The organism is Pseudomonas sp. 910_23, from assembly GCF_052850795.1.
This window is the reverse complement of record NZ_VXCZ01000017.1, coordinates 72743-86382: the sequence shown is the minus strand read 5'-3', so window position 1 is coordinate 86382 and position 13640 is coordinate 72743. Positions and strand designations below refer to the sequence as shown.

Here is a 13640-nt window from a genome sequence, read left to right as displayed (position 1 = left end):
GTGCCGTAACGGACTGAAGTAAAACGAAAAAATTCAATGAGTCATAGATTGGATCCAATCTTATTCCATTTTGTTATTTGAAACGCGTTAAACCCTAGGATAGGTTTTTAGTGGTTGTAACAAGATATTTCTGTCGCGTCGGTGAGCGTAATGCCCGCTCGCCGATCACATTGGATCTACTGTCTTAGGGAGCAATGCATGTCGACCCAAAAACGCTTGAAAGTCTTTCCTACCTCATCGATCGGCACTATCGCCACCATCCCGTCCTCAAAACCTGAAACACAACGGGCAATTATTGCCGCCAGCCTCGCCTCGGGAACTTCTTATATTTACAACGACCTTCGTTGCCTTGAAACCGAAACAATGAAAAAGGCATGTCGTAGTATTGGTGCAATTATTGAGGAGCAACCAGGCAGATTAGTGGTAACTGGCACAGGCGGCTTGATCAAGCCCGAAAAGAAGGTGATCGACGCTCTAGGCTCCGGGTTGGTATTTCGAGTGTTTGCTGCGTTGACGTGCTTTACAACGACGCCGGCGGTTATTACCGGTGATGAAGTTCTGCGGGGGCGTGTCATGGAGCCTTTGTTTGTCGCCCTGGAAGGGCTGGGGGCCCATATTTCATGCATCAACCACAGTGGCAAGGCCCCGATTGTGAACTGGGGGGGTTATAAAGGGGGAGAGTGTACGATTGAGGGCAATATCAGCTCGCAATTCATCACTGCGATTCTGTTCTGCGCCCCCCTCGCCAAACAACCTACGGTGGTGAATATCCGCGGTGAAATTCTGTCGCTTTCGTATATCAAGCAGACTTTGGAAACCCTCAGCACTGCGGGGATCAGCTATGACGTGAACGCTGACTATTCACAAATTACGGTGTATCCCGGCCACTATCGCAGCGCGAACTATACGATCGTCGGTGACTACACCTCATCGTCCTATTTGATCGCGGCCGGCATCATCTTTCCGGGCGAGTTGACGCTCAAGAACATGAACAGCAAGAGTTTGCAGGGCGAGCGTGCGATTCTCAAAGTGGCCGAGGCGCTGGGCGTCAATGTTGAGTTCAATGACGCTGCCAATGAAGTACGCATTGTTAATAAGTTGGCTGAGTTAAAAGGCAAGTATCATTTCGATGCGAGTGATTACCCCAATATTGTGCCGACACTGGCGGCGATCGGTGCTTATGTGCAGGGTGAGTTCAAAGTGACCGGCGGCTCCATTACGCGCTTGCACAAGTCGCCACGCATTGAGGCGATGGTGACCGAGCTGGTGAAAATGGGTGTGGACATACAGCCGTTGTTTAAAAACGGCGTCTACGATGGCTTCGTTATTCGTGGTGAACCGAGTTACGCCGGTGATGCAGTGTTGTCAGCCTGGGGTGACCATCGAATTTTCATGTCATTGTTTGTGGCTTCCTTGCGGTGCCAACAGCTGAATGAGTTGGATGGTTATCAGGACGTTCATTGTTCCTTTCCGGATTTCTTCCAGGAGTTTGAACGTCTGGGCGTGTCGTTTGAAGAAAGCTCGACAGCCGCCAAGCATGTTGAAGTCTGACTTTTTATCTTTGAATTAAAGGGAGGGTGGCCTGGGTCACCCTCTATATAACGGATTATAGATCATGAATTTTCGAGAAAAGCTTGAGCGGGATGGATACGTCGTTATTCCAGGAGTACTCTGCAGCGAGCAGGTGGAAAAGTTGCGTAAAACGTATGTCCATAGTTTGGCAGAGACCGAGCAGAGCACGCTGTTGCCAACGGCGTTTCTGCAATTTAGTGATATGGTCAATGCACTGCTCCATCCTGGTGCTATTCAGGCGATAAAGGATATTTTTCAGTCGGATTTTTCGCTGTTACCGAATTTTACGGTGCGCGAGAGCGTTTATATACCATGGCACAATGATGCGTACTTTCTTCCCGACGAAGTGATTTCGCCTAGCGCATTTCCCGAATTCTTACAGTGTGCTTATTATCTTCAAGATAATGATCCTGTGTCGGGCGGCGGCATCACCTTACTGCCGGGATCGCACAAGCTCAGTAAAGATGAAGTCAAGATCAGGCTCGCCGAACCGGTAAAATTCGAGCGCACGATCATGAGTAAGGCCGGCGATCTGGTTATTTGGGATAATCGAGTAACTCATCGCAGCAGTGCGCCGGATCAGACGCCTGTGGAAACAAAGCTGGCCATTCAATGGACTGTTTCTGCTTCGACCAAACATAACGCATCCTACATTACCTACCTGCGTGCCCGGGCTGAGCGCAGCCTGCATGTTTCGGACTATTTGCCCAACAGCCCCAAGCCATATTTTGCCGATATGCCCAATGTGCGCTACCCCTCTTCTTTTTCACAAGATGCCGTGTTGAAGATGAAGGGCGAGAACATCACATTTATCGAGATCTGAACAGGGGATTTGCAATGGAATTGCAAAGTACTGGCGAAACCGGTGCACATTACATTCTTCGCCAACTTCAGTCTTTGGGGGTTACGCACTTCTTCATGGTGCCTGGCAAGTTGATCAATGCGTTTATGCGTTGTTATCCCAGTGATGGCTCTACAACGCTTGACATTGAACCGGTGGTTACAGCGTGTGAAACAGGCGCGTCCTATATGGCCGAAGGCTATGCGCGTGCCAGTGAAACATTCGGGGTGTGCCTGGTGATAGGCGGGCCGGGTGTTACCAACGCGCTGACCGGGATCGCTTCCGCTTACACGGACCACCAGTCGGTCTTGCTCTTGTCGGGCCAGATTGCGTCATCGCTGGAAATGCAAAACGTGCTGCAGGACGGGAGCCAAACCGGCGTGAATCTGTGTGATGTATTCAAACCCATCACCCGCAGTGCCCTCGAGGTCAAGGCAGGGCAACCCTTGTCGGCGTTTTTGCGCGAATCGGTGCGGTTGTTGAAAGGCCTGGAAAAAGGCCCGACCTACTTGGCCGTCAGCAAGGAAGCACTGTACGAGAAATCCACGAGCCGCGCCGATATCGCCGCCAACGTACTGGAGTCGTGGAGCAACCAAGCGCTTGCCGTTGAAAAGATCAAAAGCGCGGCGATCAAGGCCGTGTTCAAGCGCTCGACCAATCTCGTCATTCTCGCGGGGCTACGTTGCAAAAACTCAAAGGTTGGCGCTGCGCTCCTGGCATTTTCCGAGCGCTTTTCGATTCCGGTCGCGACCACCTTGAGCGCCAAAGGGCTGTTCCCGGAGGACCATCCCAACGCTTTGGGCGTTTACGGTTATTCGGGAAACAAGCGCGCTATCGAGGCGTTCAAGGGCGGTGTGGACGGTGTGATTCTCCTTGGGCTCGATACCACTCAATGGAGCACCATGCTCTGGTCCCATGAGCTAAGGCCTCAATTTGGCGCGATCCAGGTGGATGAGAACCCAGATTATCTGGGACGGTATCTTGATATTGATCACGGTGTGGTGGCGACGGGGGAGGGTTTCCTGAGGCTGGTCAGCGAGGTTCACGCACAAGAGTTGGAGGCCAGCCAGGAGAGTCGCTCCAGATGGTCGAATGATCTTCAACGGGTGCCGCTGCATTACCCGGTCGATGCCAAAGCTACGGGCAATCTTGCCGACCATCCCGCCGCCTATATCCCGGTGCTGCAAGCGTTTTTCCCCAGTGATGGCGTGGTGTGTGTCGATTCGGGCTCCCATCGATCCTTCTTCGGCCACTACTGGACCGCGCGGGGAGCGGCGGCCTATTTATCGGCAACCACATTAGGCCCGATGGGCTGGAGTATCCCGGCAGGCATCGGTGCAAGTTTCGCCCGCCCCGATGGCAAAACCATGGTGATTACCGGTGATGGCTGCATGCTGATGCAGGGCCTTGAGCTATCGACCGCCGCGAAACATGGGTTGAATATCGTCTTCGTCGTTTTCAATAACCGGTCCTATTCGGCAAGTTACTTCAATAACAAAGACAACTTACCCGCGCTGACGCAAATTCCCGATTACAACTGGTGCCTGTTTGCCCAGAGCCTGGGCGTGAGCGCGACGTGCGTGGACTCCCCAGAGGCCTTGCAAGATTGTATTGAAAGCATCATGAGCACCGCTGCACCTCATCTGATTGAAATCAAATGCGACGGGCGACATACCACGCCCAATAGCGAATACGGCACACGCTTGAAAGACCATCCATTACTCTAAGGAGCCTGTCGTGAATTCTAGAATGGTGATCACCAACTCCTGCCTGATCCTGGTATTGGGGTTGTTTTCCATTGACTTGTACAACCCCGCCTTGCCGGAGATTGCACGGGTATTTTCGGTAACTGACGCGCAGTCCCAAAACCTGGTGGTCTTCTATCTGGCAGGCTTTGCACTGTCCCAGTTGGTGTATGGGCCGATCTCCGATAGAAAAGGGCGGGTACCGGTGATTATGGTCTCCCTTGCCCTCGGCGCCTTGGGCAATTACCTGACGTCGACGGCGGACAGTATTCAGGCGCTCTATCTGTTTCGTTTGTTAACAGGCATCGGTGCTGGCGGTTGCCCCGTGATAAGCCGGGCAATATTGAGCGATACGTTCAAAGATAAAACCGAGTTGTCCAAATCGCTGACGGTGTTCTCCATGGCGTCCCAGGTCTCGCCTGCGCTTGCGCCGGTGCTGGGTGGTTTTATAACTGCTGCACTTCCTTGGCAATATAATTTCTACGCACTGACCCTGATCACGCTGCTCGGCGCCGTATTTATCAAGGCCACACTGGTTGAAACAGCTCCGCTGCAGGGCGTGCCTTCCAAACGGCTTGAGGGTTTCAAAGTACTGCTGCGCGACTTCAACTTCATGGTTTACAGCCTGGTCTCTGCGGTACTGTTTGCGATCACCATCGGCTACTTCACCGCGAGCCCATTCATCTATCAATTGCAGTTCCATCTGCAGAGCCAGGAAAACGGCCTGCTGTTCGTTGGCTACTCTGCGGGTATCGTCTTGGGTTCTTACCTGACCAAGCGGTTTTTGAATCGTTACTCGCCTGAGCGCATCCTGATGACGTCCCTGGTGGCGCTGACGGTGTTGGCGGCGCTCGCTCCGCTGGTTCTCCAGGCATTCCAACTGGTCACGGCCCCGGCGCTGGTGGCGTATGGCTTTTTGGTCGCTCTCGGCTGTGGCCTGTCCTCACCCTTGCTGTTGGGGATCAGTCTGCATGGCCAGGCAAAACATGCCGGTACCGGGAGTGCGCTGCAAGGCGCGATCAAGATGGCGGGCGCGGCACTGGCGCTGTTCTTTTTCTCTGAGGGGCACACCAGCACCGCCATGGGGCTGATGATGGGGATACTGGTCATGTCGCTGTTTTGCCTGTTCGCCATCGCCCTGGCTCAGCGTATTGCCGGTCGGTCAGTGGCAACCGCCTGAAAGTGCGCGAGAGCGTGACTGCTGGCACAGCAGTCACGCTCTCGCCAGTTAGGGGCGATGGTTACAGAGTGAACTGGGCAAAGCTCACGCCGGCACCCGCCGGGCGTACATCCTTGAGGAACGAGTCCTTGTCGGCGCTCAGTTCCAGGGTTATCTCCGGCTTGCGCTTGCCCGCATTGCGTACCACCAACCCTTCCAGCTTTTCGCGCAGAAACACAGTCGGCACCTTCAGGTGCAACAACTGGTCCGTCTCGGCGTTATGCATCAGCAGATGGATCCACTCGTACTGGCCCACGGCAATCCGCGCAACGGGCAGGTCGAACCACCAGATGTTGCGCTTGTGGTCCAGGTCGGTGAAATGGCAGTTGTTGACGCCGAGTACGGCACCGCCCAGTTCCTGGTTTCTGCGGGCGATAGCCTGTGCTTTATTGAGTTTCATAACCTTCCTACGGGATCTGTTATTCAGCGTTGCAGCCTGAATGTGCCGGGCATTCTCGTGGGTTGGCCGCAAAACATAAAGCCAAACCTGCGGCAGGCGATAAAATGCCTCGCGAAAATAATTGAAACTCTGCCGAAGCGCCCTGGGTCAACCTCTACGTAATGACCAAAACCCTCGATTGTTCCAGGAGAAATACCATGAGCAGCACATCGGATAAGGCAAAAGGTTTGGCGAACGAAGCGGTCGGCAACATCAAGCAGGGTGTCGGCAAAGTCACAGACAACGACAAGCTGCGTGCTGAAGGCGTGATCCAAGAGAAAAAAGGTGAAGCGCAGCAAGCAGTCGGGAAAACCAAGGACGCGGTGAAAAAAGCCACCGAATAAGGCGTTCTCCTGGGTTTGCCCAGCAGTATGGCGGCCATCCACGGATGGCCGTTTTTGTGTGAACTGTTGCAACTAAATTTTGGAAATTGTTTCAAAGTCGCCAAATGGGCTACTTTGATGTAGAAAACGGCCCCTGAGTCGCCCACGAACTCAACCTCTTTGCGGCGAAAGGAGACGCTATGATTTTTCCGGTACTCGATGGTCTCAAGCTGCACAAGGTGCTGATACGCACCGTCAAGGAATTCGTCGATGACGAGATGCCTACCTACGCTTCGGCACTGGCTTACCAGATGCTGTTCTCCTTGTTTCCCTTCCTGCTGTTCCTGATTGCCCTGATCGGTTTCCTGCATCTGCCGGACTTCTTCACCTGGCTGCGCCTGCAGTCGGAGCTGGTGTTGCCGCCCCAGGCGCTGGAGCAGGTCAACCCGGTCATCGACCAGTTGCAACAGTCCAAGGGCGGCCTGCTTTCGGTTGGTATCGTCATCGCGCTGTGGACCGCCTCTGCGGGCGTACGCCTGATGATGAGTGCGATGAACGCGGCCTATGACGTCGTCGAAGGCCGGCCGATCTGGAAGCGCTTCCCCCTGTCGATTTTCTACACCGTCGGCATTGCCGGCATGTTGCTGGCCGCCGCTGCGCTGATGGTGCTTGGCCCGCAGGTCATGGAGTGGCTGGCCGGGCAGATCGGCATGCAGGAGTTCGTCGTCACCCTGTGGACCATCCTGCGCTGGCCATTGATCGTGATCCTGCTGATGTTCGCCGTGGCGCTCATGTATTACGTGATGCCGGACGTCGAGCAGAAATTCCGCTTCATTACCCCAGGCTCGGTGTTGGCCGTGGTGGTGTGGATCGTGGCTTCCCTGGGCTTTGGTTATTACGTCAAGACCTTCGCCGACTACAACGCCATGTATGGCAGCATCGGCGCGATCATTGTCCTGCTCCTGTACTTCTATATTTCCGCCGCCGTGTTACTGCTGGGTGCGGAGATGAATGCCGTGATCGAACACATGTCGGCCGAAGGCAAGGACCCAGGTGAAAAGGAGTTTGACGAACCCGGTCACACCGATGAAAAACAGCACGTCTCGGGCCTAGGCCGGGACCACTCCAAGCCCACTCCTGAAGAAGTGCCGCGATGATCCGTGAAATCCTGAAAATGGGCGACGAGCGCCTGCTGCGTATCGCCCCGCCGGTGCCACCGGAAATGTTCGACAGCCCCGAGTTGTGGCAACTGATCGACGACATGTTCCAGACCATGGAACACGTTGGCGGTGTTGGCCTGGCTGCACCGCAGATTGGTGTCGACCTGCAACTGGTGATCTTTGGTTTCGAGGCCAGCGAGCGTTACCCGGAGGCGCCGCCTGTACCGCAGACCATCCTGATCAACCCGCTTATCACGCCCCTGAGCCCGGTGCTGGAAGAGGGCTTCGAAGGCTGCCTGTCGGTGCCGGGTTTGCGCGGCGCCGTGAACCGTTATCAACAGATCCGCTACGAAGGTTTCGACCCCAAGGGCGAGCCGATTGTGCGTTTTGCCGACGGCTTTCATGCACGGGTGGTGCAGCATGAGTGCGACCATTTGATCGGTCGGCTGTACCCGTCGCGGATCACTGATTTCAGCAAGTTCGGGTTTATCGAAGTGATGTTTCCGGAATTGGATCCGACAGCTGACGAATAAACACCAGGCTACCTGAGGTCCCAATGTGGGAGGGGGCTTGCTCCCGATAGCGGTGGACCGGTCGACATTTCAGCGACGGACACTCCGCCATCGGGAGCAAGCCCCCTCCCACATTTTTATCCGGCATCATTCAGGTGATTGAGTACCCCATCGCAATCATCGGCTTGTTCCGTTTGTAGCGCACCAACCGCTCGCTGAGGGACTGCGGCAGCAGCGTGTCCTGACTGAACCCCATACGCTGATACAACCCCTCCAGATCCGGATGGCACAGCAGCCACACCGTACCCTCCACTCCGGCTACCGCCTGCTCAATCAAGCGTGCCGCCAACCCCTGGCCGCGATAGGCCGGATCGACAAACACCCCCGTCAGCCACTGCCCACCCACCACCGGGCTCAAGCACAACCCAGCCACGATCTCGCCGTCGCGAGCTACCCACAAACGGCCGCCCTTGAGGGCCTTCATCGAAGAGTTGTGGCTGCGGTAAAACTTGTTCAACAGTGGCCACAGAGGCTCTGCCAGCGGTTCGATGTGCAGTTCGGGCATGGTCTTTGGGCCAGCGGGGTCAGGGCTGGGGATTATAAGCGCCTTCTGCCGGGCAATAGGTGGTATACCCAGTGCTACATCCCCTTAAGTTGAGCATGCATCATGGCCAAAGGTATGGATTCAAAGAAAGCCGCGAAGAAAAAACCGGCAAAGACCGCCGATGAAAAGCGTGCGGACAAGAAAGCCAAGAAGTCCGAGACTGGCCTGTTCGGTCACTGAGTTACAAGCTTAGAACCAAAGGATCTGCAAGATTGGCGCGTCTCGCGGCACAGAGTAGGAAACACCTGCTCTGAGCTGCCGATGGCCAACTACCTTGACCTGAGCCACCGCCGGGAAATTCAAGCCCTGGCTGCAGGTTTTACCGCGAAGACCGAATGGCCGACCTGGCTGCTGTTGCTCGGCGTGTATGCCGGCTGGTTCGGTGTGTTGCTTGCCAGCCACTGGCTGGGCCTGTGGTGCAGCACCTTGTTGCTGATCCCGTTGGTGACCCTCTGGCTGTCGCTGCAACACGAGTTGCTGCACGGCCATCCCACCCGTTTGCCGTTGGTGAACAAACTGCTCGGTTACGCGCCGTTTGCCGTTTGGTACCCCTATACCCTGTATCGCGACAGCCACCTGTTGCATCATCACGACGAAGACCTGACCCTGCCCGGCATCGACCCGGAAAGCCGCTACCTTAACCAACAGCAGTGGGACGCCAGCTCGCGCTTGCAACGCAGCGTGCATTGGCTGACCAAGACCGTATTCGGTCGCTTGCTGCTGGCGGCACCCCTGGCCATCAGCCGCTTACTGCGCGATCAATGGCAACGCCTGCCAGAGGTTTGGCCGATGTGGCTGGCCCACGGCGCCGTGACCCTGTTGATGCTGGGTTTTATCGCCCATTACAGTGCCTTGCCGGTGTGGCATTACCTGCTGCTGGTGAGCGTGCCGGCCTTGTCCTTGGCGTCGATCCGTTCCTACTATGAACATCGCCCGCATCCGCGGCCGGAACAGCGCACGGTGCTCAACGAAGCGTCCTGGCCCTGGCGCTGGCTGTTCCTCAACAACAACCTGCACCTGGTGCACCACGACCTGCCGAAACTACCCTGGTACCTGCTACCTACGGTATATCGCGCCCGTCGCGCACAGTGGCTCGCGCGCAGCGGTGGGTTCCTGGTGAAGGGCTACGGCCAGTTGATCAGCCGCCACGGCCTCAAGGCCATCGACAGCCCCCGGCACCCTTTTGCCTGAGAGATGCCCATGAGTGAGCGCTATGCCGAGTTGCGCATGTATGTCGCCCCGGAGCCTATCGAGCAAGCCAATCAACAGTGGCTTGCGCGCATCCTTGAACGCTTGGGCCTGCATCGGCGTAACGCCGACCACCTCGACTTGCCCGGCCTGTGGCTGGCGCCAGAATTGCTCGTCACCCAAACCTGCGGCTACCCGCTGATGACCCAAATGCGTGGCCAGGTTCGCGTCGTCGGTCGCCCCCGCTACGAGCTGCCCCATAGCAGCAATGGCGAACACTGCAGCCTGTTGCTGAGCCGCGCTGACAACCCACGTACTATCCTGGCGCAGTTCTACAACAGCCGCGGGGTGATCAACGGCCACGACTCCAACAGTGGCATGAACCTACTACGCCACTGCCTGGCACCGTTGCAGCGCGACGGGCGTTTCTTCGCCAGCGTCGCCGTCAGCGGTACCCACCGTGAGAGCCTGCGCTGGCTGCGTGAAGATCGCGCGGACCTTGCTGCCATCGACAGCGTGACCTACGACTACCTGGCGCGTTTCGCGCCCGAAGAGGTCGCGGGTTTGCGCATGGTTACCCGCAGCGCGCCGAGCCCGACCTTGCCCTATATCGGCCCGCTGGGCTTGAGCGATGTGCAGCTGAAGCAGGTCCGCGAAGCGATGAACCTGGCGTTGCAAGACCTGCCGCAGGTTGTGCAAACCCTTGGTGTGCAAGCCGTGCTCCCCGCTAGCGAAGACGACTATCAGGTGCTGTTGGATTACCAACGGCAAGCCGCCAGCCTTGGCTATACGGATATTCAATAAAGCTATATAAAAATGCATTTTAAATATTATTAAAGAATAATAGGCCTTGCTAGGATCGCTCTACCGGAACACCGGACATAACGCGCACCCTACCCGACAGGAGCCACTATGTCCGGCGCCGACACCTCTCACCCCGCCTACGTGGGCGCACTGTTCCGCAGCCATTACGCCTGGTTGTGCAGCCGCTTGTATCGTCAACTCGATTCCCGTGCACACGCCGAAGACATCGCCGCCGACACCTTTGTCCAGCTCCTGAGCGCACTCGACGTCGCCCCGATCCGTCAGCCTCGCGCCTTGCTCACCACGATTGCCCAGCGCCTGATGTATCAGCTGTGGCGGCGACGTGACCTGGAGCGCGCCTATCTCGACGCCCTGGATAACGATGAAGCCTTTAGCGTGCCGTCCCCCGAAAACCTGGCCCAGGCGTGCGAGGCGCTGCAGGCCGTCGACCAGTGGCTCGACTGCCTGCCGGCCAAGGTCAGGGCGACGTTCCTGTTGTCCCGACTCAATGGCCTGACGTACCCCGCGATCGCGGCCGAACTAGGAGTTTCCCAGCGCTCGGTCAGTGATTACATGGCCCGCGCCCTTAACGGCCGCCTGCGGTTGTACCTGGAATGAACGCCACGCCTGACTCACTGCACACGGCCAACCCGCTCACGATCACGACCATGAGGCAACCCATGAAAAAACTGAAAAAACTACTAGGGGGTTCGCTGCTGGCGCTCACCGTCTTCGCCCAGCCTGCGCTCGCCGCCGAACCTCCCACCCTGCGCATCGGCTACCAGAAAAGCTCGGTGAGTATGGTGCTCGCCCGTGAGCACAAGCTCTTCGAAGCTGCGCTGCCCGGCACCCAGGTGCAATGGACCGAATTCCTCGGCGGCCCGCCGTTGATCGAGGCACTCAACGCCGGCAGTCTGGACATCGGTAATATCGGCGACATCCCGCCGATCTTTGCCCAGGCGGCAGGCATCGACTTGCAGTACTTCGCCGTCGAGCCCAATGAGGGCAAGACCGAAGCGGTGCTGGTGCCCAAGGCCAGCACCGTGCAGAACGTCGCGGAGCTCAAGGGCAAGCGCGTGGCGTTGCTCAAGGGCTCCAGTGCACACAACCTGTTCCTCAAGAGCCTGCTGCGCGCCGGTTTGCAATGGAAGGACGTGAACGTGGTGTACCTGTCGCCTTCTGACGGCCGTGCGGCCTTCGAACAAGGCAAGGTCGATGCCTGGGTGGTCTGGGACCCGTACTACTCGGCCGCCGTAGTCGACGGCTCCGCTCGCGTGCTGGGCGATGGTCAGGGCCTCAACCCGGCCGGCAGCTTCTTTGTGGTCAACGGCCCGTTCGCCCAGCAACATCCCCAAGCCATTGCCACCATTATCCAGACCCTCGGCAAAGCGCAGCGCCTGTCACTCGACCAGCCCGACCAGAGCATCACGCTGATGGCCGGCACCCTTGGCCTGCCACCGGCGGTGGTCAAAAGCTACTTCGAGCATCGCTCGCCCGCGCCGATCCGTCCGTTGCAGGCGATCGACGTCGCCAATCAGCAGCGCACGGCGGACCTGTTTTTTGCCAACGGCCTGATCCCTAGAAAGGTCGACGTGCAGCAGATTGTCTTCAAGCCCGAATAAGCCCCTCTCATCGATTGAGCGCATTTCAGAACATGGGGTGCGCGCCGCCAGCGCCCGGTTGGCAATGCTGGCTGATTAGTGGCCTTGCATAGCGCCAACCCCTGTCTATGCTCACCCAGGACCGTTAATGATGCTTGGCCTATAAAGCGTTTTGAATGGTTATTTCCCCGTGAAGGTTTACCAACACAAGAATGGAATGCGCCGTTCAGGCGCCGGGACTCAAGGGTGATCTGACCATGTTCAACCGCCAGCACAAATCCGACCTGCAAGAAATCCAGCGTTTTTCCTGTGCCCTCACCGAAGCCAATGCCAAGCTCGCAGCCATCAGCCGTTCCATGGCGATGATCGAGTTTGATCGCACAGGCGTGATCCTTGAAGCCAACGAAAATTTCTGCAAGAGCATGGGTTACAGCGTCGATGAGATCCGCGGTAAACATCACCGCATTTTTTGCGATGAGGCCTACACCCACACCAACGAATACAGCAAGTTGTGGCGTGACCTGGCGCAGGGCGAGGCGCTCAGTGGCACCTTCATGCGCCTGAACAAGCGTGGCCAGGAAGTGTGGCTTGAAGCTAGCTACATGCCGGTGCTGGACAGCGACCATCAGGTGCGAAGTGTGATCAAAGTGGCGTCGGATATTTCTGCACGGGTGCACCATGAACACGAAAACCAGAGCCTGATCGACGCCATTGGCCGTTCCATGGCGGTAATCGAGTTCACGCCCCAGGGCCAGATCCTGAATGCCAACGACAATTTCCTGCGCACCGTGCAGTACTCACGGGAGGAAATCATCGGCCAGCACCACAGCATGTTCTGTCATCGCAGTGAAGTGGAGTCGCCGGCCTACAAGGCATTCTGGGCCTCCCTCAATCGCGGCGAATACCACTCCCATCGCTTCGAGCGTAAAAACAAATACGGCAAGACCTTGTTTCTGGAGGCGTCCTACAACCCGATCTTCGATACCAATGGGCGCCTGTACAAAGTGGTGAAATTTGCCAGCGACATCACCGACCAGGTCACCACCCTGCGCACCGCCGCTGATTCGGCCCACGCCACCTCCGTACAAAACGACGCCTGCGCCCGCAAGGGCTCGCAGGTGGTGCAGCAAACGGTACAGATCATCGAGGCCATCTCCAGCGACTTGAACCAGGCTGCCCACAGCATCGATGCGGTCAACAAACAGTCCGACATCATCGGCGCCATCGTGCAGACCATCCGCAGCATTGCCGAACAAACCAATATGCTGGCGCTCAACGCCGCGATTGAAGCGGCGCGAGCCGGTGAGCATGGACGTGGGTTCGCGGTGGTGGCCGATGAAGTGCGCAGCCTTGCGGCCCGCACCAGCCAGGCGACGGTGGAGATAGTGGATGTGGTGCGCAAGAACCACGACCTGTCATTGAGTGCGGTGACGAGCATGCAGTCGAGCTTGAGCCGCACGGGGCTTGGGGTGGAACTGGCCAACGAAGCGGGGCAGGTGATTCTTGAAATTCAGGAAGGCTCGCGGCATGTGGTGGATGCAATCAGTCAGTTCAATTCGACGCTGCAACTGCAATAGTCGAAAACTCTGCTGATCCCATGTCAAAGGAGATCCAAATGTGGGAGGGGGCTTG

The 13640-nt window shown here is 57.0% G+C and carries 14 protein-coding genes and 1 pseudogene; 13 read left to right on the top strand and 2 right to left on the bottom strand.

Annotated elements, in window-relative coordinates; translation table 11 throughout:
- Window positions 1-198: 198 nt before the first annotated feature.
- From aroA to FW800_RS19995, 4 genes are all read left to right on the top strand, one after another.
- The gene (gene aroA / locus FW800_RS20010) at window positions 199-1551 is read left to right on the top strand and encodes a 3-phosphoshikimate 1-carboxyvinyltransferase (RefSeq protein ID WP_005790750.1); all 1353 of its coding nucleotides are present in this window, start codon (window positions 199-201) and stop codon (window positions 1549-1551) included.
- Window positions 1552-1615: 64 nt separating this feature from the next.
- A complete protein-coding gene (locus tag FW800_RS20005) occupies window positions 1616-2395 on the top strand; it encodes a phytanoyl-CoA dioxygenase family protein (protein WP_148852596.1) in 780 nt (259 codons plus the stop codon).
- A 14-nt stretch (window positions 2396-2409) separates the two neighbouring features.
- On the top strand, window positions 2410-4140 hold the full coding sequence (locus FW800_RS20000; protein WP_446438303.1) for a thiamine pyrophosphate-binding protein: 1731 nt from the start codon (window positions 2410-2412) through the stop codon (window positions 4138-4140).
- A gap of 10 nt (window positions 4141-4150) precedes the next feature.
- Complete coding sequence (locus FW800_RS19995) at window positions 4151-5338, top strand: multidrug effflux MFS transporter (RefSeq protein WP_446438302.1); 1188 nt, start codon at window positions 4151-4153, stop codon at window positions 5336-5338.
- 61 nt (window positions 5339-5399) lie between these two features.
- On the opposite strand, the gene FW800_RS19990 is transcribed toward FW800_RS19995, so the two are convergent.
- Window positions 5400-5777 carry a hypothetical protein gene (locus tag FW800_RS19990; RefSeq protein WP_005790741.1) on the bottom strand — a complete coding sequence of 126 codons (378 nt, stop codon included), beginning with the start codon at window positions 5775-5777 and terminating at the stop codon, window positions 5400-5402.
- Window positions 5778-5974: 197 nt separating this feature from the next.
- Between FW800_RS19990 and FW800_RS19985 the strand changes: the two genes are divergently transcribed.
- The 3 genes from FW800_RS19985 (at window position 5975) to def (ending at window position 7832) form a co-directional block, all read left to right on the top strand.
- Window positions 5975-6160, top strand: coding sequence for a CsbD family protein (locus FW800_RS19985; protein ID WP_032879770.1), 186 nt, complete (start codon window positions 5975-5977; stop codon window positions 6158-6160).
- A gap of 179 nt (window positions 6161-6339) precedes the next feature.
- On the top strand, window positions 6340-7296 hold the full coding sequence (locus tag FW800_RS19980) for a YihY/virulence factor BrkB family protein (protein WP_078822151.1): 957 nt from the start codon (window positions 6340-6342) through the stop codon (window positions 7294-7296).
- Entirely contained in the window at window positions 7293-7832 is a 540-nt protein-coding gene (def, locus tag FW800_RS19975) for a peptide deformylase (protein WP_005790734.1), read from the top strand. The genes FW800_RS19980 and def overlap by 4 nt, the downstream gene beginning before the upstream one ends.
- Before the next feature lie 130 nt (window positions 7833-7962).
- Here the strand turns inward: def and FW800_RS19970 are convergent, their stop codons facing one another.
- On the bottom strand, window positions 7963-8376 hold the full coding sequence (locus FW800_RS19970) for a GNAT family N-acetyltransferase (RefSeq protein WP_446438301.1): 414 nt from the start codon (window positions 8374-8376) through the stop codon (window positions 7963-7965).
- A 300-nt stretch (window positions 8377-8676) separates the two neighbouring features.
- Here FW800_RS19970 and FW800_RS19965 point away from each other — a divergent pair, with 300 nt between their 5' ends.
- The 6 genes and pseudogenes from FW800_RS19965 to FW800_RS19940 all read left to right on the top strand — a co-directional run bounded on the left by FW800_RS19965 (window position 8677) and on the right by FW800_RS19940 (window position 13585).
- Window positions 8677-9606 carry a fatty acid desaturase gene (locus FW800_RS19965; protein ID WP_446438300.1) on the top strand — a complete coding sequence of 310 codons (930 nt, stop codon included), beginning with the start codon at window positions 8677-8679 and terminating at the stop codon, window positions 9604-9606.
- A 9-nt stretch (window positions 9607-9615) separates the two neighbouring features.
- Entirely contained in the window at window positions 9616-10407 is a 792-nt protein-coding gene (locus FW800_RS19960) for a phosphate/phosphite/phosphonate ABC transporter substrate-binding protein (RefSeq protein WP_446438299.1), read from the top strand.
- 108 nt (window positions 10408-10515) lie between these two features.
- On the top strand, window positions 10516-11025 hold the full coding sequence (locus FW800_RS19955) for a sigma-70 family RNA polymerase sigma factor (RefSeq protein ID WP_446438298.1): 510 nt from the start codon (window positions 10516-10518) through the stop codon (window positions 11023-11025).
- A gap of 62 nt (window positions 11026-11087) precedes the next feature.
- On the top strand, window positions 11088-12029 hold the full coding sequence (locus tag FW800_RS19950; RefSeq protein ID WP_446438297.1) for an aliphatic sulfonate ABC transporter substrate-binding protein: 942 nt from the start codon (window positions 11088-11090) through the stop codon (window positions 12027-12029).
- A 191-nt stretch (window positions 12030-12220) separates the two neighbouring features.
- A pseudogene (locus FW800_RS19945) lies at window positions 12221-13042 on the top strand (PAS domain-containing protein); the annotation flags it as partial.
- Window positions 13016-13585 (top strand): methyl-accepting chemotaxis protein, encoded by a 570-nt coding sequence (locus FW800_RS19940; RefSeq protein WP_372804198.1) that lies wholly within the window; start codon window positions 13016-13018, stop codon window positions 13583-13585. The pseudogene FW800_RS19945 and the gene FW800_RS19940, both read left to right, overlap by 27 nt.
- Window positions 13586-13640: the final 55 nt, after the last annotated feature.

Excerpts from the sequence above, each read along its gene's own strand:
- FW800_RS19980 (WP_078822151.1), top strand. The coding sequence starts at position 6,340 with ATGATTTTTCCGGTACTCGATGGTCTCAAGCTGCACAAGGTGCTGATA.
- FW800_RS19970 (WP_446438301.1), bottom strand. The coding sequence starts at position 8,376 with ATGCCCGAACTGCACATCGAACCGCTGGCAGAGCCTCTGTGGCCACTG.
- FW800_RS19950 (WP_446438297.1), top strand. The coding sequence starts at position 11,088 with ATGAAAAAACTGAAAAAACTACTAGGGGGTTCGCTGCTGGCGCTCACC.
- aroA (WP_005790750.1), top strand. The coding sequence starts at position 199 with ATGTCGACCCAAAAACGCTTGAAAGTCTTTCCTACCTCATCGATCGGC.
- FW800_RS19955 (WP_446438298.1), top strand. The coding sequence starts at position 10,516 with ATGTCCGGCGCCGACACCTCTCACCCCGCCTACGTGGGCGCACTGTTC.
- FW800_RS19990 (WP_005790741.1), bottom strand. The coding sequence starts at position 5,777 with ATGAAACTCAATAAAGCACAGGCTATCGCCCGCAGAAACCAGGAACTG.
- FW800_RS19985 (WP_032879770.1), top strand. The coding sequence starts at position 5,975 with ATGAGCAGCACATCGGATAAGGCAAAAGGTTTGGCGAACGAAGCGGTC.
- FW800_RS19960 (WP_446438299.1), top strand. The coding sequence starts at position 9,616 with ATGAGTGAGCGCTATGCCGAGTTGCGCATGTATGTCGCCCCGGAGCCT.
- FW800_RS20000 (WP_446438303.1), top strand. The coding sequence starts at position 2,410 with ATGGAATTGCAAAGTACTGGCGAAACCGGTGCACATTACATTCTTCGC.
- def (WP_005790734.1), top strand. The coding sequence starts at position 7,293 with ATGATCCGTGAAATCCTGAAAATGGGCGACGAGCGCCTGCTGCGTATC.
- FW800_RS20005 (WP_148852596.1), top strand. The coding sequence starts at position 1,616 with ATGAATTTTCGAGAAAAGCTTGAGCGGGATGGATACGTCGTTATTCCA.
- FW800_RS19965 (WP_446438300.1), top strand. The coding sequence starts at position 8,677 with ATGGCCAACTACCTTGACCTGAGCCACCGCCGGGAAATTCAAGCCCTG.